The organism is Stenotrophomonas sp. PS02298, from assembly GCF_029959445.1.
Classification (GTDB): domain Bacteria; phylum Pseudomonadota; class Gammaproteobacteria; order Xanthomonadales; family Xanthomonadaceae; genus Stenotrophomonas.
Genome location: NZ_JASCOR010000002.1, coordinates 50,976 through 72,210, shown reverse-complemented (window position 1 = coordinate 72,210; position 21,235 = coordinate 50,976). Strand labels below are relative to the sequence as shown.

11 protein-coding genes are annotated in these 21,235 nt (G+C 62.7%); 2 read left to right on the top strand and 9 right to left on the bottom strand.

What is annotated here, in order from left to right; genetic code table 11:
* Positions 1-19 precede the first annotated feature (19 nt).
* From pheT to thrS, 6 genes are all read right to left on the bottom strand, one after another.
* Positions 20-2,401, bottom strand: a complete 2,382-nt coding sequence (gene pheT / locus QMX78_RS00810; RefSeq protein ID WP_282265655.1) for a phenylalanine--tRNA ligase subunit beta — start codon at positions 2,399-2,401, stop codon at positions 20-22.
* A 125-nt stretch (positions 2,402-2,526) separates the two neighbouring features.
* Entirely contained in the window at positions 2,527-3,522 is a 996-nt protein-coding gene (gene pheS / locus QMX78_RS00805; protein ID WP_282265653.1) for a phenylalanine--tRNA ligase subunit alpha, read from the bottom strand.
* Between the two features lie 200 nt (positions 3,523-3,722).
* A complete protein-coding gene (gene rplT / locus QMX78_RS00800; RefSeq protein ID WP_054657697.1) occupies positions 3,723-4,082 on the bottom strand; it encodes a 50S ribosomal protein L20 in 360 nt (119 codons plus the stop codon).
* 10 nt (positions 4,083-4,092) lie between these two features.
* A complete protein-coding gene (rpmI, locus tag QMX78_RS00795) occupies positions 4,093-4,290 on the bottom strand; it encodes a 50S ribosomal protein L35 (RefSeq protein WP_002811096.1) in 198 nt (65 codons plus the stop codon).
* A 288-nt stretch (positions 4,291-4,578) separates the two neighbouring features.
* A complete protein-coding gene (infC, locus tag QMX78_RS00790) occupies positions 4,579-5,103 on the bottom strand; it encodes a translation initiation factor IF-3 (protein WP_282265677.1) in 525 nt (174 codons plus the stop codon).
* A 68-nt stretch (positions 5,104-5,171) separates the two neighbouring features.
* Entirely contained in the window at positions 5,172-7,076 is a 1,905-nt protein-coding gene (gene thrS, locus QMX78_RS00785) for a threonine--tRNA ligase (protein WP_282265644.1), read from the bottom strand.
* A gap of 709 nt (positions 7,077-7,785) precedes the next feature.
* On the opposite strand from thrS, the gene QMX78_RS00780 reads away from it, so the two are divergent.
* The gene (locus QMX78_RS00780; protein ID WP_282265642.1) at positions 7,786-8,379 is read left to right on the top strand and encodes a hypothetical protein; all 594 of its coding nucleotides are present in this window, start codon (positions 7,786-7,788) and stop codon (positions 8,377-8,379) included.
* Positions 8,380-9,089: 710 nt separating this feature from the next.
* Here the strand turns inward: QMX78_RS00780 and QMX78_RS00775 are convergent.
* Positions 9,090-9,971: an SOS response-associated peptidase family protein gene (locus QMX78_RS00775; RefSeq protein ID WP_343239139.1), complete on the bottom strand. Its 882-nt coding sequence runs from the start codon at positions 9,969-9,971 to the stop codon at positions 9,090-9,092.
* Positions 9,972-10,090: 119 nt separating this feature from the next.
* Here QMX78_RS00775 and QMX78_RS00770 point away from each other — a divergent pair, with 119 nt between their 5' ends.
* Positions 10,091-10,330 carry a hypothetical protein gene (locus QMX78_RS00770; RefSeq protein WP_282265638.1) on the top strand — a complete coding sequence of 80 codons (240 nt, stop codon included), beginning with the start codon at positions 10,091-10,093 and terminating at the stop codon, positions 10,328-10,330.
* Positions 10,331-10,347: 17 nt separating this feature from the next.
* On the opposite strand, the gene QMX78_RS00765 is transcribed toward QMX78_RS00770, so the two are convergent.
* Together QMX78_RS00765 and QMX78_RS00760 are read right to left on the bottom strand one after the other, a co-directional pair.
* On the bottom strand, positions 10,348-10,686 hold the full coding sequence (locus QMX78_RS00765; RefSeq protein ID WP_282265635.1) for a hypothetical protein: 339 nt from the start codon (positions 10,684-10,686) through the stop codon (positions 10,348-10,350).
* A 106-nt stretch (positions 10,687-10,792) separates the two neighbouring features.
* Positions 10,793-21,232: a PLxRFG domain-containing protein gene (locus tag QMX78_RS00760; RefSeq protein ID WP_282265634.1), complete on the bottom strand. Its 10,440-nt coding sequence runs from the start codon at positions 21,230-21,232 to the stop codon at positions 10,793-10,795.
* Between the last annotated feature and the right edge of the window lie 3 nt (positions 21,233-21,235).

The window sequence follows — 21,235 nt, the reverse complement described above, 5'->3', positions numbered from 1 at the left end:
CTGCTCCCTGTATGCCGCCTCAGCCACGGATCTTTGCGCCGTGCCCGCGATCAATCGCCGCCACCACCTCGGTGACTACGGCTTCCACGTCGCGGTCCGTCAATGTGCGCGACTTGTCCTGCAAAATCAAGCCCATAGCCAAACTCTTGAAGCCCGGCTCGACGCCCTGGCCAACATAACGGTCAAACAGCGCCACTTCGCGCAGTAGTTCGCCACTGGCAGCACGGATGGTGGCCGACAGGTCAGCCCAGCTGACCGATTCAGCTACGACCACCGCCAGATCACGACGCACGGCCGGGAAGCGCGACAACTCGCTCGAACGCGGCAGCGAACGCGCAGCCAGCGGGGCCAGGTCCAGCTCGAAAGCATAGACATCGGCATCCACGTCCATCGCCTTGGTCAGCCGTGGGTGCAGCTGGCCAATCCAGCCGATGCACTCGCCATCACGCCAGATGTCCGCCGAGCGGGCCGGGTGCGCATACGGGCGCTGCGAGGCACGGAACTCCAGCGTGGCGCCCGAGGCCGCAGCCAGCGATTCCAGATCACCCTTGAGGTCGTGGAAATCAACCTTGCGCGCTTTCTCGCCCCACTGCAGGGTGGCAGCATCGCCGCACACGGCAGCCGCAATGCGCACGGTTTCCTTGGGCGCGGGCTTGCCCTCGCCGGCCTGCGCCGCGAACACGCGGCCAATCTCGAACAGGCGCACGCGGCCAGCCTGGCGGGCGACGTTGCGACCCAGCGTTGCCACCAGACCCGGCAACAGCAGCGGACGCATCACCGCCAGCTCGGCCGACAGCGGGTTGGCCAGCGCAACCAGGCCCTCGTCCTGCTGCCACTGCGTCAACAGCTCGGCATCGACGAAGGCGAAGTTGATGGTCTCCAGCATTTCGCGGGCCACCAGCTGGCGGCGCACACTGAGGTCATCCAGACGGGTTTCGCTGGGCATGGCGATGCGTGCAGCGCCGCCCGGCAAGGTGGTCGGGATCGACTCATAGCCGTGGATGCGAGCCAGCTCCTCGATCAGGTCTTCTTCGATGGCGATGTCGAAACGACGGCTCGGGCCGGTGACGTTCCAACCATCTGCAACAGCCTCGACCTGCATGCCGAGCGCGCGCAGGATGCGCTCGACTTCGGCGTCTTCAATCTGGATGCCGAGCACGCGCACGATGCGGGCGCGACGCAGCAGGATCCTGGCGGCGACCGGCAGATCGGCTTCGCGCACGGCTTCGGTGACTGGCGCAGGCGTACCACCCGCGAGGTCCATTACCAGCTTGGTGGCGTATTCAATCGCGGTACGCGGCAGCTGCGGATCCACACCACGCTCGAAGCGATGGCCGGCATCGGTGTGCAGGCCCAGCTTGCGGCCACGGCCCATGATCGCCGCCGGGGCGAAGTGCGCCGCTTCCAGGAACACCTTGCTGGTCGCATCGGTGACGCGGGTATCGAAGCCGCCCATCAGGCCAGCCAGGCCAACCGGACGATCGGCATCGGTGACCACCAGGAAGCTGTCGTCCAGCGCGGCGTCGCGGCCGTCCAGCAGCTTGAGGCTTTCACCAGCACGCGAGCGGCGTACGGCAATTTGCCCCTTCAGCGTATCCAAGTCGTAGGCATGCATCGGCTGGCCGAGTTCCAGCATCACGTACTGGGTGATATCGACAAGCAGCGACACCGGGCGCACGCCACTACGGCGCAGGCGCTCGGCCATCCACAGCGGCGTGGTCGCGGCAGCATTGACGCCTTCGATCACGCGGCCGAGGTAGCGCGGCGCTTCGGCAGCGGCATCGAGCTGGATCGAAAGTTCACGCGTGCCGACGGACGGCACCGCGTCGGCAGCAAACGGATTCACTTCACTGCGGGTAGCGGCAGCCACGTCGAAGGCGATGCCGCGTACGCTGAAGCAGTCAGCGCGGTTCGGGGTGAGTTTGATCTCGATGCTGGCATCCGGCAGGCCGAGGTAATCAACCAGCGCGGTACCAACCGGTGCGTCGTCCGGCAGTTCCAGCAGGCCGGATGCATCGTTGTCCAGGCCCAGCTCCTTGGCCGAACACAGCATGCCGTTGGATTCCACGCCACGCAGCTTGGCCGGCTTGATCTTCAACTCACCGATCTGCGCGCCAACCATGGCCAGCGGCGCGACCAGACCCGGGCGCGCATTCGGCGCGCCGCAGACGATCTGAAGCAGCTCGGCCTGGCCTGCATCGACCTTGCAGATCTGCAGACGATCGGCTTCCGGATGGCGGGTAGCTTCGACGATGCGCGCGACCACCACGTTGTCCAGGCCTGCGCCCAGTGCAGTGACTTCTTCGACTTCCAGACCAATGGCAGTCAGCACGGCGCTCAGTTCGTCGCGCGATGCGGTGGTCGGTACGTGGCTGCGCAGCCAGCTTTCAGAGAATTTCATGTGTCTACCTTGATGGGAGGCGCGCCCCCCGTTGCGGTTTTTTGTTGATGCCCAGCGCTTTGCGCCTTGGGACTGGTCAACGTTTAGAAGCTGCCGAGCATGGCTCGGCACTACACAGTTCGCCTTTAGGCGAACTGCTTGAGGAAGCGGACGTCGTTTTCGAAGAAGGCGCGCAGGTCGTTGACGCCGTAACGCAGCATCGCGAAACGCTCCACGCCCAGGCCGAAAGCGAAGCCGGTGTAGCGTTCCGGATCGATGCCAACCGACTTCAACACGTTCGGATGGACCATGCCGCAGCCCAGCACTTCCAGCCAGCGGGTGCTGCCATCAGGCTGCTGCCAGGCGATGTCCACTTCCGCACCCGGCTCCACGAACGGGAAGTAGCTCGGGCGGAAACGCATCTCGAAATCGCGCTCGAAGAACGCACGCACGAACTCGGACAAGGTGCCCTTGAGGTCGGCGAAGTTGGAATGCTCGTCCACCAGCAGGCCTTCGACCTGATGGAACATCGGCGAATGGGTCTGGTCGCTGTCGCTGCGGTACACCTTGCCGGCCGCGATCATGCGCAGCGGCGGCTTGTGGTCGCCCATGTAGCGCACCTGCACACCGGAGGTATGCGTGCGCAGCAGGCGGCCGTCGCCGAAATAGAAGGTGTCATGCATGGCACGCGCCGGGTGGTGCGGCGGGAAGTTCAGCGCCTCGAAGTTGTGCCAGTCGTCTTCGATTTCCGGGCCTTCGGACAGTTCGTAACCGAGGCGGGCGAAGATTTCGGTGATGCGCTCCAGGGTGCGCGTGACCGGATGCAGGCCACCGCGCTCGCCATGACGGCCCGGCAGGGTGACATCGATGCTCTCAGAGGCCAAGCGTGCGTCCAGCGCGGCGTTTTCCAGCAGTGCCTTGCGCTCACCCAGGGCCGAGGACACGGCATCGCGCGCGATGTTGATCGCCTCGCCTGCCGCCTTGCGCTCGTCGGCCGGCAAGGCGCCAAGCTGCTTGAGCTGGGCGGTGATGCTGCCGCTCTTGCCCAACAGCGAAACACGCAGGTTTTCCAGCGTTTCCGGGCTCTGCGCCGCGGCTACATCGGCCAGCGCCTGCGCGGTCAAGGATTGGATGTCACTCATGGGATCGACGAAACCTCTGGCCGGCTTGCCTACGCGGTACGCGCCGGGCCGACCCCCGTCGCCACCAGTGGCTGACCGCCGCGCAACCATCGGCAGCGGCAACCAGCACAAAAAAGAATGGGGAAGGACTTGCGCCCTTCCCCATGCATTGTCTCACCACAGCCGCTGCGCGTGAACGCTACAACTGCTGCAGGAAGAACTTATGCCGCCAGTGCGCCCTTGGCCTTTTCTGCCAGAGCGGCAAAACCGGCTGCGTCGTGCACGGCGATATCAGCCAGAACCTTACGGTCCAGGGTGATACCAGCCTTCAGCAGGCCGTTCATGAAACGGCTGTAGCTCAGGCCGTTGATGCGGGCAGCCGCATTGATGCGGGTGATCCACAGCGAACGGAAATTGCGCTTCTTCTGCTTACGGCCAATGTAGGCGTACTGCTGTGCCTTGATGACTGCCTGCTTGGCAACGCGGAAGACCTTGCGACGGGCGTTGTAATAGCCCTTGGCGAGATCCAATACTTTCTTGTGGCGGCGGCGCGCCTGCACACCACGCTTTACTCGTGCCATGGTTCAGTCCTCAGAGGTAGGGAAGCATACGGTCCAGACGGCCTGCGTCTTCTGCGCGGACGTGATTCGTCTGACGCAGGTTACGCTTCCGCTTGGTCGCTTTCTTCGTGAGGATGTGGCTACGGTTGGCGTGACCGCACTTGTACTTGCCGGAGGCGGTCTTGCGGAAACGCTTGGCCGCCGCCCGGTTGGTCTTGATCTTGGGCATTGCTATGTCCTTGATGGTCTCTTTACTGACTGGGCGGTGGGCTGACCCACACTTTCCATCCTTGCCCTTGTCTGTCAAAAGCCCGCGCTCCCACTGGAGGCAGGCAGGTCCTGGGGGGTGAAGCAAACAACAAACCCGGCGAACCGGGCCGCCCATTATGCCTTGTGCACCAGCCACTTGCAAACCGCAAGCGGGCTGGCACTCAAATTGGCTGAACAGGCATGCAAACAGGGAGGTAGCCGAAGCCCCTCCCTGTTCAGCAAAGCGGCAGGCCCGGAGGCCGACGGCTTACTTCTTCTTCGGCGCGATCATCATGACCATCTGCCGGCCTTCCAGGCGCGGACGGGACTCGATCACGATTTCCTCACCCAGATCAGCCTCGATCCGGTTGGCCATCTCGCGACCCAGTTCCTGATGGCTCATTTCGCGGCCACGGAAGCGGATATTGACCTTGATCTTGTCGCCGTCCTCGAGGAAACGACGCATGTTGCGCAGTTTGATCTGGTAGTCGCCCTCGTCCGTAACCGGACGGAACTTCACTTCCTTGATCTCGACCTGCTTGGTCTTCTTCTTGGCCTCGTTGGCCTTCTTCTGCATCTCGAACTTGAACTTGCCGAAGTCCATGATCTTGCAGACAGGCGGATCGGCCTGAGGCTGGATTTCAACCAGGTCCAGGCCTTCATCTTCGGCCATGGACAGCGCTTCGTCGCGCGACAACACGCCAATCATTTCACCGTCACTGCCGATCACGCGTACGCGCGGCACCCGGATTTCCTGATTACGGCGGTTCTGTTTGTTGTCAGGGATACTGATATTGCAATCTCCAAGTGGATTAGTACCGGCCCTGCGGAGTGTCCGCCGGGGCCGGGGCCCTACTTACTTCAATGCTTCAATTCTGCCTGCAGCCGCTCGACGAAGGCCTGAACCGACATCGAACCAAGGTCTTCACCGGACCGCGTGCGTACCGCCACGGCCCCGTTCTCCTTCTCGCGGTCGCCCACGACCAGCAGGTACGGTACGCGCTGCAGCGTATGCTCGCGAATCTTATAGCCGATCTTCTCGTTGCGCAAATCGGCGTCAACCCGGAAGCCTTGATTTGCAAGGCTTTTGCGAACTTCGTCGACGTAATCGGCCTGAGCGTCGGTGATATTGGCCACCACCACCTGTACCGGCGCCAGCCAGGTCGGGAACGCGCCGGCGTGCTGCTCGATCAGAATGCCCAGGAAACGCTCCATCGAGCCCACGATCGCACGGTGCAGCATCACCGGATGGCGCTTCTGGCTGTTCTCATCGACGTATTCAGCACCGAGGCGGCCCGGCATCATGAAATCGACCTGCATGGTGCCCAGCTGCCAGGTACGACCGATGGCGTCCTTCAGGTGGTACTCGATCTTCGGGCCGTAGAAGGCACCCTCGCCCGGCAGCTCCTGCCACTCGACGCCGCAGCTGGACAACGCGGTGCGCAGCGCGCCCTCGGCCTTGTCCCAGGTCTCGTCGTCACCCAGGCGCGACTCCGGACGCAGCGCGATCTTGATCTGGATTTCCTCGAAACCGAACGCCTTGTACACCGCCAGCGCCTGCTGGTGGAAGGCCGTCACTTCGGCTTCGACCTGGCTCTCGGTGCAGAAGATGTGACCATCGTCCTGGGTGAAACCACGCACGCGCAGGATGCCGTGCAGCGCGCCGGACGGCTCGTTGCGATGGCAGGCACCGAACTCGCCGTAGCGGATCGGCAGGTCGCGGTAGCTGTGCAGACCCTGGTTGAACAACTGCACGTGGCCCGGGCAGTTCATCGGCTTCAGCGCATAGGTGCGCTTCTCCGATTCGGTGAAGAACATGTTGTCCTGGTAGTTGTCCCAGTGACCGGACTTCTTCCACAGGCTCACATCAAGGATCTGCGGGCAACGCACTTCGCCGTAACCACTCTCGCGATAGACATTGCGCATGTACTGCTCGACAACCTGCCAGATCGACCAGCCCTTCGGATGCCAGAACACCAGGCCCGGCGCCTCTTCCTGCAGATGGAACAGGTCCTGCTGCTTGCCGATGCGGCGGTGGTCGCGCATTTCAGCTTCTTCGATGCGCTTGATATAGGCCTCAAGCTGCTTCTTGTCGGCCCAGGCGGTGCCGTAGATACGCTGCAGCTGCTCGTTCTTGGCATCGCCACGCCAGTACGCACCAGAGATGCGCATCAGCTTGAAGGACTTCAGGAAACGCGTGTTCGGCACGTGCGGACCGCGGCACATGTCCACGTATTCCTGGTGGTAGTACATGCCCATCGCGGTGATGTCGTCGGACATGTCTTCGATCAGGCGTAGCTTGTAGTCTTCGCCGCGCGCCTTGAAGATTTCGACCACTTCCGCGCGCGGCGTGACCTTCTTGATCACGTCATAGTCCTGCGCGATCAGCTCACCCATGCGCTTTTCGATCGCCGCCATGTCTTCCGGCGTGAACGGGCGCTCGTTGTAGATGTCGTAGTAGAAGCCTTCAGCGATGACCGGACCGATCACCATCTTGGCTTCCGGATACAGCTGCTTCACGGCATGGCCGACCAGGTGGGCACAGGAATGGCGGATGATCTCCACGCCCTCCTCGTCCTTGGCGGTGATGATGCGCAGCGAAGCGTCGTGATCGATCACGTCGCTGGCATCGACCTGCACGCCGTCCACGGCGCCGGCAATGGTGGCCTTGGCCAGACCCGCACCAATGGACTGGGCAACGTCCATGACGCTGACCGGGTTTTCGAACTGACGGACGCTGCCGTCTGGGAGAGTGATGTTGATCATGGGGTTCACCAAAGGTCACGGCCCGACGGGCGGGCTGGAAACAGCACTGACAGGCGCTGCCTCAAGGGAGTTTCATGGGGTTTCGGGCAATAAAAAAGCGCCACGACGGCGCCTGCATCAGGGCGGTGGCGGAAGATCAGCAGTGGGCGATGGTAGTGCTCATGTCACACGCTCGGCCGGCGCTTGGCGCGGGCCACCTCGATTACCGAAGGGGTTGTTAGGGAGATAGTAAACCAATCAGGGCAAACCCGCCCCCCCCCCCTCCCGCAAGACCTGTCCAACAAAGTCGAGCGCGCGCAACGAAGAACCGAAGCCAAAGCCCGGGCCCAGCCCCGAGCTCAGGCAGGCATCGACGCCAGCAACCACATCAATACCCAAAGATCGCCGCCACCTTATTGCAATTGACAATCATTATTATTTGATTGAGCAAAGCAATTCGGCCACAGCGCGCCACCTCCCATGCGCCCCATCACTCACCGCCCGATTCGCAACCTGCTTGCATTGACCCTCTGCGCCCTGGGCGCCCTGGGTGCAACCACGACAACCCGCGGCGACCTGGCAATCGCCGCGGCCGTCGCAGCAACAACCTGCGCACTGGGAGCCGCACTTGTTGCGTATACATCCCGACCTCGGGCCGCCATCTGGACGACCGCCCTGACATGCCTGTGCTTTGCCCGACTGATATGGACTTTCTAGACGGAAAAACGCCATGCATCACAAATTGCTCGCACTGGGCTGTCTGCAGAGCGCCGAAGCCCAGGAGTGGCCGGCAGCGCAATGTGAAGGCTGCTCACCCCAACAAATGCAGACTGCAGCCAGAACCGAGGTCGATTTCGGCCCAGTCGCAGTCTTCAGCCTTTCCACCGCCGACCTGAAGACTTACGTCATCAACGGCAACCTGGAGCTCTACGAGTCAATTCCGCCAGCAGCCCTGGACGACTATTTCGTTGACCTGATCGCGGTGTATCAAGCCAATGGAAACTCGCTACGGGTACACGTGGATATAGCCGACCTCGCGATCACCCCTGCCAGCAACGTCGCGCGCACCGTCGGCCCAACAGCTCAGGCTGAGTTTCCGGAAAGCGCCTGGGAGGCGATCAACAACTCCATTCCGAGAAGCAACGGTGATTTTGCCGGGGGCGGATACCGCGAGTACGAGTTCAACGGGCCTCCTGCAGCAGACCTTCAGAACTTCCTGATCGAAGCGCAAAGAAGAGGCATTCCGGTAACAGGCCCAATCGGCACCAGCTTCCGTATCGGCTGCGCTTCCGCCAATGGCATCACTACCTGCCAAGCTCGCTGATTCAAAGGCCAACCTACCAAGCCAAATCGCGCCGTGACAGCCGCAGTATCAAACTTGAACCCAGCCGCGCCTGCCACCGTGCTTGGAAGTTCATGGAGCGCTCGGGCGCATGAGCGCACCCGCAGAGCGCCGAAAACGAAAAAGCCGGCAATCATGCCGGCCCTTTCTTTCTTCACCTCGATCCGTTTACCGGAACCCGAAGTGGTGGGCGGTACAGGGTTCGAACCTGTGACCCCTACCATGTCAAGGTGCCGGGACATTAGTAAAATCAACCACTAAGCCCGACAGCGGGCGACACCCGGCGACACGGGAAACCGCATCCTGCCGTGCTCCCGACACGGTAGCGATGCCACCACGATGACACCCCTTTTTTTGTGCCGACAAGCGCTGGTAAGGCGGTCCTTACCGCCCCCCACCGAGCCTGATGTTCCGCTGTCGCGCAAGCTCCGCCGTCTCGGCCACAAGCCTGTCCCAATGTCGCCTCGCCCACACCTCACAACCGGCCCGGCCAGTCTCGTAGGTCGCGCAGTCCCGCCCAGGATGCGTCGCCCTGCCGCTTGGAGGGGGCAGGTGGTAATCCAGCTGGACGAACCATGAGCCATCAAGGCGCTCGACCAATCTGCACACCGCCAGTTCGTGGATGATGATCGCGGTGGGGAAGCGCTCGAGGTCGATGACCTTCCCCCAGGTGAAGTACTCAGGAGGCGGTATCACGCAGCCGCCCGGTGCTCATAGTACGGGTGGCGTTTGTCGTCGAAGATCTCGTACAGCTCGCCGAGGTTCGCCGGGTCCGGGTTGAGCCAGCGCTCCACGTTCTCCGGCCGCAGGTTGATGATGGTGCGATCGTGCCCCGCAGCGGCGACCTCTGGTTCTGGCTCGTCTGTAACAGCTGCGAAGCACAGCATGTCCGGCTCTTCACCAGCAGGGTCCTGCCAGTTGGCCCATAGGCACGCCACCAGCATCGGCTCGCCGGTCCTTGGGGTGAACTTGATTCGGCGGCTCTTCCCGTCCTCCCCATCCACGTTTTCATAGAAACTCGACACCACCATGAGTCCGTGGGTGTACCCGAACTGGTTCTTCCAGTACCTCTCGAGATTGTCTCGCCTGGCGTTGTAAGTGCCCGAAAGCCGCCGCGTCGCACCTGACCCAACCCAATCAGAGGAGGCTGGCAGGCCTGGCTTCCGGAGCTGGTAGCGCATCGGCTTGACTGCATAGCCGTCGCCCTCGCGCACGACAACGGGCACCCACCACTGCGGGAAGAACCGCCAATCCCGGCCCTCCAGCTGCTGCCTCTGCAGGTCCTGCAGCCAGCCCTTGTACTGATCTACCTTGCGGGTGGCGATGCCGACCTCCTTCTCGGCCGTCTTGGTGAACTTGGTCTCGAGTTTCCGCTTGTTGTCTGCCAATCGCCGCGCCTGTACGAACAATTCCTCCTGCCAGTCCTTTTCGTCGGACGCCTGAGCTGCCGCCATCACGTTCTGGGCCTCTTGGGGAAGCAGGGGGCCAACGGTGTCCAGCAAGGCCTTGGGGATCTTGCGCCGCTCGCCACCGTTGTTCCGCAGCCAAAGCGCGGCGAACTCGGACAGCGACATGACCGGCCCCAAGTGCAGGAGCAGCTTCTTGTAGTCAGCTTCGATCTGAGCCGAATAGCACATTGTCTGACCTCCCTTGACTTGACCCGAGCATAACGACCGCAGCGTAGGATCAAAGCATGAACGGAAAACTGACCCGTGCACAGCTGGACGAACGCCTGGCCCTTCTGGAGGCTCGCGCCTGGGAAATCATGGAACAGGAGCTGGAGGGCGAGCGCCTCGAAGCCATTGTGGGCGAGGCGGAACCGCTCGAAACCTTGGTGAATGCCGGCGACGAAGCCTACCTTGGCCAAGCCGTTGAGCGGATCCTGCGGACGGTCGGTGCCATTGCCCAGGAGGATGACTCTGGCGAGCGATAGCCCACCAGAGCGGGTGATCAAGGCAGCTCTGGGAGACCCAGTTCAGCACGAATCAGAGTTGCCACCACCTGGGTAGACCGGGCTTGGGTCAACATGTCCTTGGTGATCTGGTCAAACTGCTGCACGACACCTGGCGTTGGAGTGCCTCGGCTCTTGCGAAACTCGGCGTACAGAACCACATGGTCGTCGGTGAGGTCTTTCTCCATCGAGGTCTCGGCCGCCGGTTGGCGGATCCCGCCTCCTGACCTGCCGCTGCTAGCGTCCTGATCCGGCCGCAGCGGATGGAAGCCACCCGGTGCAACCTCTTTGCCAAACGAAAGGACCAGGGCACGCTTGCTTTGCTTTTCCTTTTTCAAAACCAACCCCTGTAACAGCGCCGGCGGATTGCCGACGCCTCGAAAGTGCACCTTTTGAAGCCTCCGTCATTGGGGCGCACGAAACTCGCCTTTGTATGCACACTTTCTACTCCGCCGGCCCAACCCTCTCCTGCAGGCGTGCGGCCAATTTCGGATTGATGACGATGCCGGCTTCGGCCTTCGCGCTGTACCTGGCCCGGGACTTCAAAGAAGCCCGGATGCTGTCGGACGAGATGGCGAGCTCCGGGTTCGCCTTGTTGAACGCACGGACCTTCTCCATGACCGCAACTCGATCCGCTGCGTCACCGTTCCGGATGGCCATGGCGTAGGCATTCATCAGGCTCTGGCGTCGCTTGGTGATGTGCTCCTCGTAGTTCTTCAGCGCGCGGTTGCGTTCATACCGCTCCGCCACCTCGGCTGGGCTGAAGCCGGCGCCCTGGAGCAGCACCTGCCACGGACTCACGTCCTCGAGCACTGGATCGCCACGCAAGGTATTGACCCCCTGCGTTGCATACCGCCCAGCCTTGATCATGTCCTTCAGGCCCTTGGGCAGCATGGTCTCGACACCGCGCATCGTGTGGCCCTCTCCGACCTGCTGGGTGCCCACCAGGACGTTTTTGAGAACGCCCCCCATCGGGCCTGCCGCCTGCTCGAGCAAGTGGTTGAACAGCCCTCTGCCCTCGAGCTCCCGATCGGCGTCGCGGATCCACAACGAGTCCAACCCAACTCGGCCGGCAATGTTGGCCCCGGTGAGTTTGTTGACCGGGCCCCGCAGCAGAACCTCGGCGCCGCTGGGGCCCAGTGCCTCGGCGAGGAACGCTCGGAACTCCGTTTCCGCGTCCCAAGGCTCGTCGTCGTCACCGAACGCGGACTGCAGGGCGTTGAGGGTACCCATGGCCACACCCATCATCGGCAGGCCCAGGGCGCCCGAGAACAGGGCGCTCATGCCCATGACGCCGGCCAAGTTCCGCCGGGCAATCTGGCGCACCTCCGGGCTCTGGCCCTTGGTTGCCTGCCAGACCATCCGGCCGAGCGCCCACGACATGTTCAGGCTGTACTGCCGGAACATCAGCAGCACCTTGGCGGTACCGCTCTGCATGAACCGCGCACGGTTGGCATTGCTGTAGTCGAAGTGGGTGTCGAAGATGGTGTCCTGGGCGAACTTGACCGCCTCGTCAAACCCAGCGCCGCCATCCTTGGCCAAGCGGAATGCGGCCATGCCGGTGGCCTCGCGATTCACCACCTCGGTCTTGTGGAAGCCCCAACCGATGATCTCCATGGCCTTGGACCAAGCCGGGTTGTACCCGGTCATGCCGCCCTCGGCGATACCTGCCAAGTTGTGTGCCTGCGTCTTGTCGATCGCGCCAGAGGCCTGCAGCGCCTGATAGGCCTTGACCTCGTCTGGGTCGGTCAACGTCTTCTGGATATTGCCCATAGTCCGCACTGCATCCCGGCTGGCAGCCAGCAGGTAATTCATGGCCTTCACGGGGCCATGGCGCGCGGCCAGGAACGGATAGCTGACCAAGGCGGTCTGGCTGAGGTTGACCAGCGCAGCCGCCGGCGTGGCGCCCAGGTAGTACACGAACCCAAAGGACGACACCATGTTGGTCAGGGCGCTGTCCGTCGGATTCATGATCCAATCGTGCCGGCGCTTCAGCTCCTCGATGATCGTGTCACCTGCCACGATCCGGCGAACGTCAGCGCCATCTTCCTTTCGCGCCTCGTCCTGCTGCTTCTGGATCAGGTCGACGACGCCCTGCAGCTTGTGCGAATACCGCAGACGGGCGAGCTGGTGCGACCCGTGGTGCATGTTGTACGCGAACGCCCGCACGGCATCAGGGTCGAAGCCAGGAATGCCCTTCCGGTGGATGCTGTGCTTTCGCATCGACAGCTCGGGCAGCGCCTCGAGATACAGCTGGTATATCTCGTCTTGGACCTTGTCGGACACGTGCGACTGCCGAAGCTGCTGAATCACATCAGCAACGAAGGTACCTGACGGCGCATCCTTGGCCAGAACCTTGTCGCCCTTCTTCCCGTGTGCGGTGATCGTCCAGCCCTTGGCCTTCAGGTCATTCACAGCCTGCTCGAGCTCGTTGAGGGTCTGGAACATCATGAAGGTGTTGGTGTCGTCCTTCTCAGCAGAAACGTAGTGCTGCCCAAAGCGCTGCAGGGGGAAGTACACGCCCTGCAAGCGCGCCGACTCGAACTGCTCGCGCATACGCTGCACCAGCTTTCGCCGCTGCGCCTCCGACACACCGTCGCCCGAAAGATCCTCAATCCGCTGAGCCAGCGCCTCCTCCATGGCATCGGATCGCTGCCGATATGCGTCGCGGAACTGCTTGTAGATGCCCTGGGCTTCGGGTGACAGCTGGTTCCAACGATCGACCAATGGAGCGTATTGCTTCTGGCGTCGCGGCTCAGCGTAGCCCATGGCTTCCAGCGCCTTGATCTCGTTGATCATGTTGACCTTGCTATCGCCCGATCGCTCCTTCATCTGCTGCTTCTTCACAGCGATAGCGTGCTTGATGTTCTTCTTCGTGACCTGAAACTGCCCCGACTGCCCTGGCATCTTGAACATGAGGGGCTGATAAGCCTTGGACGGGTCCACGCCGTCAACCGTGGCATCGTGCATCAAGTCAAACAGCTGCTGCGCTTCTGCCTTGTTCTTGCCCACCCACTTTCGGGCCGCCTCGGCCACCACCTCAGCCTCGCCCTGCAGCTGGTTCCGGTCGGCCTGCATTTTGGCCAAATAGTCGGAATAGTGGTTGATGTTCTGGAAATAGTCCGCACCCAGCTCGGTGAGGTGTCGCGTTGCAAGGGCACCCAGCCAGGTGGGGCGCTTGGCATCCTTCAGCTTCTTGGGCGTCATACCCGCCAGCAGCTGCTTGGCGCGCGCCAGGAGGCCTTCGCCCTGCAGCCCCTTCTGGATGGCATCGATGTCGTCCAGAGCATCAGATGCGGGGAGGCTGAACAGACGCCGCTCAGGGTCGAAGGCTGCCGGATCTTGCTGGGCAGGTCGCACCTGATCGGGGGCTTCATTGACTAGGTCAGCGCGCGCGAGTACCTTCCGCCCTGAGGAACCCTGATCTGGTGAACCACTTACGGGCAATTGCAGCCCTACGAGTCGAACCAGGTCGGGGTTTTTCGCATCTGCGACATAGCGCAACAGGCCCTCGCGGGTCCACGCCTGGTACTGAACCTCAGGTCGACCGTAGGCGCTGGCCACCCTGTTGATGACCATACGGTTCTGTTGCTGCTGCAGGTGCAAGGCGACCATCACCGGCCGCCCGCTGGCGTCCTTGGCATTCAGCAACACTGCCAGGCCGCCGGCTTCCGCCTTCGAATCGAATACCGCTTGCGGATCCGCCAGCAGCTCAGGCAGCTGGCGCAGCACCTCGCGTGACACGTCATGCTTCACGCCATTGCTCGCCTTCCTGACCACATCCCTGGTAACGGTAATGGGGAGGTCCGGCGCCCCCAGCGTACGCAGCACCTGCGGCGTGCGCCCCACCGGGATCGGCGGCACGACCGTGCGCAGGCTGTTGACGGTCTTGTCGAACTCGGCCCGGTACGCCGTCGCCTCCTCCGGGTCGGGGCGCAGCGCAGCGCCGGTGTCAGATTGCGAGAAGGCATAGGCCTGGACCGTTGACTGCCGCTCGCCGGCGTTGCGGCCAACACGCAGGAATCCGTCTGCCTGGCTGAGCAGATCTCGCACGTCGCTTTCTGACCACTGCAGCGACGGCATCAGTCGGCGCAGGAAGCGACGAACGGAAGCGACGACCCGGCTGGTGAAACTGTTGCGGATCCCGCGCTCAGCCATCACCGCAATGGCTTCCTTGGCGAAGGTTTCCCGGTCCACGGTGCCGTAGCGCTTGGCGACCGAGTCCAGCACCGATTGCAGCGCCGCAGACCCGCTTCCGGTACTGGCCAGTCTGTCGATCGCGTCGACGATTTGCCCCCACTCAGCCTTCCCCACAACGCTTTCAACGCCATAGTGCCCGATGGCTTCGTGTGCCAAGACCTGCCCAAACCGGGCTTCGTTGGTGATTGCACCGGCGTTGATCCAGATGGTCGGGCTGCCGTTGTAGAGACCTTCCGCACGGCGGTAAGCCGGATCGGCCTTTGCGGATGAGGGGAAGTCTTCGGCACTGCGAACCACGACCACGTTAGGGGCGTTGTCGCCCCACTTCGCCGTCAGCTCATTCTTCAGCTGCAGCGCGCGGTCGAAGGTCAGGCCCGGGCCACTATCACCGCGGGAAAACCGGATGTCTGGATTGGTCAGCTCGAAGCTGCCCCGGTTCTCGGATGCGGACTTGATCTGCTCCGGCCGGAAGGCAATCCACGTCTTGGCCTCTGGGATCTGAATGCCGTCGAACCCCTGCCGCTGCAGGTATGCCTGGAACGCTGCCGATGCCTCGGGCGTGTCCAGCGACTGCGCTTCCTCCAGCGGCATAACGTAGGGATTCTCGACCCGCAGATGCGCATCGATCACCCTCTCGTCAGCCGGCACGCCATCGCTCGCGTTCTCGGCATAGCGCTTGGCCAAGTTGCGGTCAGTCGTGAAGAAATGCCCGAGCGGTGCCGTCGCGTGGCCAGTGGCCTCCCCGGACCGGTGCTTGCTGAAGGTGTAGAACTGCTCGCCTGTTCCGTGAAACACGGTCTGTGGCCTTCCGTTCGCACCCACCACCTGGGAACCGGCAAACCACCGCTTGAAGGCAGGGGAATCGACAGGATCGGCCGGAAGGGAGAACAGGCGAACGCTGCCATCCGGCATACGTTCACTCTCGATGGTCTGGAAGAACTCATCGAAGGCTGCGCGCAGCGCCGGCGCCTCATCAGCCGACGGGTAAGGATACGAGCGCTTCCCTGGCTTGCCGGTGGCCAGCGCCCGCATACCTTCGAAAGCCTCCTCCGCAACGACATTGGCCAGGTAGTCGTTCGCCTGCCCCTGATCGGCGAGCTTGTCGATGACGTAGCTCTCGAAAGCCCGTGCAGCCATCTCCGGCGGGGTTGTCCAATACGGGGTCGATCGCACCCGGTCGAGCTCGGCACTTCTATCTGCCATGCCACTGGCATCGATCGCGCGGCGCAATGCATCAAATGCCCCTGCCATCTCGGGACGAATGCCTTGGGCACCATCGCGACCTTTCGCGCGGGGGTTATCCGTCACCATGCCCTGGCTGTCGCCACGCATGCGTGCGAAGTAGTTGTCCAGGCCGTGGAACCACTCATGGGCCAAGCTGCCGGCGCCATTTGCCTTGGTCAGGTTGATCACCACTGTGCCGCGCTCGAAGTGAGCCGCCGCCGCGCGCTTGCCACCTCTACCGCGTGCTCCGAAGGCCAAGCCCAAGGTCCCATTGAGGGACAGCGCGCGCGGCTCGATACCCAGGACGCCCGCAAGGTCGAGCAAGCCATCATAGGCATCGTTCAGATCCCGCTGCCTGCGGCCGTCTTCGACATAGTTGCCAAACTGCACGCCGCGAAAGCCGAATGCCTCGCTGAACTGCGCTGGCGTCACATCGGCGCCGGCGCGGTGATCAATGCCGACCCGCGGCTCATTCGCGTCGCGCCGCTCAGCCGGGATGTCCTTGAGCTGCTCGAGCTTCTTCTCCAGGTCCTGCTGGTGTTCGGCTCGGTAGGTGCGCGCCTCCTTGATGCTATCGAAGCTCTCGAGCTCCACGTACTCCCGGCCGATCTTCTTGGCCACGGCGAAACGGGGCACGGACTCGGATCCGGCAACTGAGCTGCGCAGCGAAATGATGTCGAAGCGGGTGGGCGCCTTCCCTTCGCTTGCAGCAGCGCTCGGGGCGGCCTGCAACGCTTTGAATGCCTCGATCGCGGCTTCTTTGGTGTCGCCTTCGGCGAGTGTCTTCGGCCAACTCTTGCCGGCAGAGCGGGATTCCACTGTGTAAACCGTACGAGGCGGGTTGTATCGCTCTCCGCCGTACACGGTGTACTCGCCAGACCGCAGCGTGATCCCCTTCAGGCTCTTGTCGTGGCCCACCGCCTGGTAGAGATCCATCCGACCCTGCAGTTTTGCCGCCACCCCGGGGTGCTGGGCCGTCAGCTCCCTGAGCTTGGTCGCGTCAACGCTGCCATCCAGCAAACGGGCCGCAGCATCGCGCAGCACTTCAACCTGCCCAGCCCAGCCCTTGAGCTTCCATGCAGCAGACGGACGGTTCGGGATCTCATCTCGCGCGGCGCGCACCCACGCAACCGAGAAGGGCTCGGCACCGGAATCAAGCAACTTCTGATAGTCCGGCTCTGGCCAGGACTTCGAGAGCGGCGTTGTGGCCAGATCCAGTTCGTACGCCTGGCGCATGCGCTCGGCGTAGGCCGCGGCATAGTGCTTCCGCGCGCCATGGAGGGTCTCGCCAAAATCTTCGATCGCCGCCCCGTCAGCCTTTGGCTTTGCCACAGCCTCTGCCACCGGCTCTGCAGTTGTAGCAGCCGCCGAGACTCGGTCGACGCCCACCGACCCGGTACCGCGACTATCGGCCTTTGCCTCTTCAGCGGCGACCTTGAAAGCCGGGCCACCATACGCAAGGGCCACGTCGGCCGCGCGCGACTTTCTCGCCTTTGGCTCCTGCGCATCCGCTACCGGCTTCGCCGCGGCCGCCCTTCGCGGCTTCATTTCCGGTTTTCCAAGCACCTCTGCCAGATCCCGCGGCGCCGGCGAGGTTGAGTGCCAGCGCGCGTCCTCGCCCGGCACAAACTCTCCGTCCTTGTCGACCCGCTGAACCTTGACGCTCCAACGCCCGTGTTTATCGACGCTGGGATTGAACTCAAGCACCTTGTCCAGTTGCCCGGCATAGCCCTTCACAACGCGGCCGGGCTGGAAGTACGCGCCCAATGTGCCCACGTCATTCCGGTCGTACTCGGGAGATCCGCCGATCTTGCGCACGCGCGGCGTGTAGGTTGTCGCCGCCTTAGGTGCTGGTGCTGGTGCTGGTGCTGGTGCTGCGACAGCAGCTTCGACAGGTGCTGCAGTTGTGCGCGGCGATCGCGTAACCCGGCGCGTGGTCTTCTTCGGATCCCTCACCCATGCCTTGAACTCGTCCTGCGTCATCTGCTTGATGCCGCCAAGGCCGGTCCAACCCTTTTCATAGTTGTCCAGATACGTCGACCGTGCCTCAGCCTCAGTCGCAGTACCCATCACTACCTTGTGCTCGTCAAAGCTACCGTCCTTGTTGACCTGGTCGACCACGAACACTGGCAGCGCCGGATCTTCAGCCTGGTCCGTCATGAACACGTCGACGTGGTCCTTATCCTTTCCGACGGTCCCCTTGATGTAGCCATAGTGGTTCTTCAAGGCCGGCCAATCTGGGCTGCGCTTGCTACCCGCGGGATTCTCGATACTGATGTCGTGCCCGTTGATGCGGCGATGGCCCTTCTTGTAGTTCCCCGCCTCCTTCTGGGCCTCAGTTGGCTGGGGCAATTCATTGGTGGGACTGGTGGCGGCTTCCGCAGCAGCGCCTGCTAGATCTACCGCCGGCTCAACCGGACCCGGTGCGGCTATTGGCGCCACCGCTGCCTTACCAGAGACCTCCGAATCAGCAGCCAGCGCCGCGGCGATCGGGACCCCATCCCCTCCCAGACCCTCCCCGGTTGCGCGGGGTGCAAACCGCGCATCGCGCGTTGATTTCCACTGGTCGAACTCGGCCTTTCCTTCAGCCGTGGACCGCGACGGAATGCCCAACGTTGCGCGGACCTGCACCACGAAGCTACCGCGCTCCTCCACGGGCATAAACGAAAGGCGATCGCCCAGGACGGCTTGCACCTGGCGCGCAGTTCCACCATTCGCAAACAGCTGCTCGATTTCACTGGTGATGCCGTGGCGGTCAGCGTTGTCGCGCGCCGCCTGCGCGTTCTGATTGCTCCAGCCGTCCGTCGCGCCCACTGCAACGCGGTCCAGCTCCCGGCCACTCGCGATGGTCGCTCCTGAACCTGCCGACTCCGCAACTTTAGCTACATCTGTTCCTCGTGACGCCACTGCGGCTGGCGCGGATGTCCCTGCGTCCACCTTGCCCAAAATATCTGCGATAGTCGCGTCGACTTTCTTGCGCGTGTCCGACCTCTCGTTCTCGGTCGGGCTTAGCATGCTCTGGTTTATGAAATCTACGTGTGGTCCTGTTACGCCGGCTTTTTCATGAGCCGCTTCGCGTACGTCGCCAATCTCTCGGTCCAGTTGCTCTGCAACCTTCTTGAGTTCAGCGCTTCCGTAGAAGTTGTTGATTTCTTTGCTACCCAGCTTGTTGATCCAGCCGTCGGCGCCAATGCCAAAGAATGGGTACCACTTCCCTGCAGCGACATCAGCCTTGCCGCCGGCACCGGTGCTTAGATAGAACGGAACCATTACCCCATTAATATTTCGAAGCAGCATTTTTCGACCGCCGTAATCGATGATGCGCCCCTCCCCGGTCGCTTCCCTTACACGCCCAGTTGCCTCATCCCATTCTTTCCTGCGAACAGGGATGGAAGGACTGTCGTCCAGATTGAAAGCACTTGTTTGTCCTGCACCAACCTCAGCGACGCCATCGACAACAGGCGCCACCGTGGCTTCGTCAAGTGGCAATGCATTAATCCCAGTAGCCAGCGCGACCCGAGCCTTTCTTTCCGCAGCGGCAGCCTGCACCTGCTGCCGCAGGTTGGCCTCGTTGTCCGCCAGGGCCCCAGTGTTCGGATTCACAGCACTGGTAACGCCTCGCTTGCGCTCGGCCTTCACCTTTGAAAGCGCTGGGCCAACTACTGAACGCCCCAGCCCATACTGTTCGCGCATGGCGGTAAGTGCAGCCGCGGTACTGATACCTCCACCGTTGCGCGCCTGATATTCGAAGTTCGCATGCAGCAGTTGCTCAATGTCACTGGAGGTCGGCGCGCGGGTTTGTTCTCCGGTCTCCGTATCGACCCAGGGCGGGGCAATAGTGGGAGCCATTGGTGCCGCGGACTGCGAGAGAGGGTCACTCGGCTCTTGGGAAGGATCTCCGACGGATGCTTGGCCAGCATTCGGAGTGCGCGCCTCGGCCGTGAGATTCGCGGCCTCGGATAGGCTCCCTGGCGCTGCATTCGGGAACGGAACGGTAGCTTTCGGCCGGGAAGCGACTAATGCCTGTTGGTTAAAGCTATCGGAACCTGCACGTACCCCAGGCACCGCGTTGGGATTGGGCACCGGCGCGGACGGTTCTCCGATCACGCGGGGATCCAAGCCTCTCTGCTCAGGAGTGAGGACCGTTCCACCTGGCGTGACTATGTTCACCCCGTAAGCCGGCTCCCCATTCGACGGCGGCAGCGCCAGCTGCTGTGGCGGCAGTTCAGGTGGCGGCATCGCTGGTGGTTGCGGTCTCGGCGCAATACGGGATTGATGACTAGTAATCACGCCTCCCGTCGCCATGCCACCGCCCATCACCGCGCCCAACGCGGCGCCGGTGCCAGCGGCCTCCGGCACCCCCGCCCACGTTGCCTGGTTCGGATCAACCTGCTGCTGGCCGATGTTGCTTGAGAACTGCGAGCCACCTTCTTGGATGGTTTCTTCGATCGTTTCGCGCGCGGCACCCTGCAAAACCGCCAAGGGCTTTCGGACGAGTCCACGGGTAAAGATATCGGCTTCAAACGGTGCCGCGAAACGCCCAGCTGCTGCTGCGATAGGGGCAGTGATGGCCTGGGCTTGCATCGATGCGCCGCGCGCGATCGTTTCTTTTGCTGTGCTATCCGCTGTACCGGCAGCGATCATCCGCCGGTACTCAGGATTTGCGTCCCATACAGCCTGCGGCTGATCAATGGCCTGCTGATAAGTTTGCTGACCTGCGGCACCGGTCTCCATCAGGGTTGTGAGTCCTGTGGCTGTGGCAATTGCTGCTTTCCGCCCTGCAGCGCTCGCCGCGGCGCTGGCAGCCTCTTCACCCAAACCCTTGGCTACAGCGCCAGCCAACGCACGCTGCCCAGCCCGCGCTGCGGCCAACCGGGTGCCGCCACCCATGGTGACCAGATTCGGTACCTGCTCAGCAACGAAGTTTCCGAGCAGCGCCGGGGAGGTCAGGACCTTCTTGGCACTACCGAAGAAGCCTTCGGTCTGAGCCAACTCCTGCTTTTCATTCTTCAGTGCATCCGACTGTTTGCTCCCAATCCAGTCGCTGGCAGCTTTAACTCCAGCAGACACGGCTGCGTTTTCGGTGCCAGCCGCGTGGCCGAGCATGGCTTCGCTCGGCGTGCGCGGAATTTTCGCCGCCAGATCGTTCATACCAGCGACGCCGAGACGGTCCAGCACGCGCAGACCTTGCCTGGCAAGATTGTCGGGCCGCGTGGATGCTTTCATTTCAACCACGCCACCGATGATGTTTGCAGCGCCGCTTGCCACACCCAAAGCCGAGTCGCCAGCGACTTGGCCCCAGGAGCGCTCGGGACGCTTTGCGACAGGAAAACTTGGAGCGGCAGCCGATGGCTGCGGGCGCGCCGCATACTGGATGAAAGGATTAGTCGACCGCGCGGAAGAGCCAGGCGGTGGGGTGCCTGCGTTCTCTCTGTACTTATCGAACATGTTGTCGGCCATGTG

Coding starts and splice junctions, on each gene's coding strand:
- QMX78_RS00780 (WP_282265642.1), top strand. CDS start 7,786: ATGCATCACAAATTGCTCGCACTGGGCTGTCTGCAGAGCGCCGAAGCC.
- QMX78_RS00760 (WP_282265634.1), bottom strand. CDS start 21,232: ATGGCCGACAACATGTTCGATAAGTACAGAGAGAACGCAGGCACCCCA.
- thrS (WP_282265644.1), bottom strand. CDS start 7,076: ATGATCAACATCACTCTCCCAGACGGCAGCGTCCGTCAGTTCGAAAAC.
- QMX78_RS00770 (WP_282265638.1), top strand. CDS start 10,091: ATGAACGGAAAACTGACCCGTGCACAGCTGGACGAACGCCTGGCCCTT.
- pheS (WP_282265653.1), bottom strand. CDS start 3,522: ATGAGTGACATCCAATCCTTGACCGCGCAGGCGCTGGCCGATGTAGCC.
- QMX78_RS00775 (WP_343239139.1), bottom strand. CDS start 9,971: ATGTCGCTGTCCGAGTTCGCCGCGCTTTGGCTGCGGAACAACGGTGGC.
- rpmI (WP_002811096.1), bottom strand. CDS start 4,290: ATGCCCAAGATCAAGACCAACCGGGCGGCGGCCAAGCGTTTCCGCAAG.
- rplT (WP_054657697.1), bottom strand. CDS start 4,082: ATGGCACGAGTAAAGCGTGGTGTGCAGGCGCGCCGCCGCCACAAGAAA.
- pheT (WP_282265655.1), bottom strand. CDS start 2,401: ATGAAATTCTCTGAAAGCTGGCTGCGCAGCCACGTACCGACCACCGCA.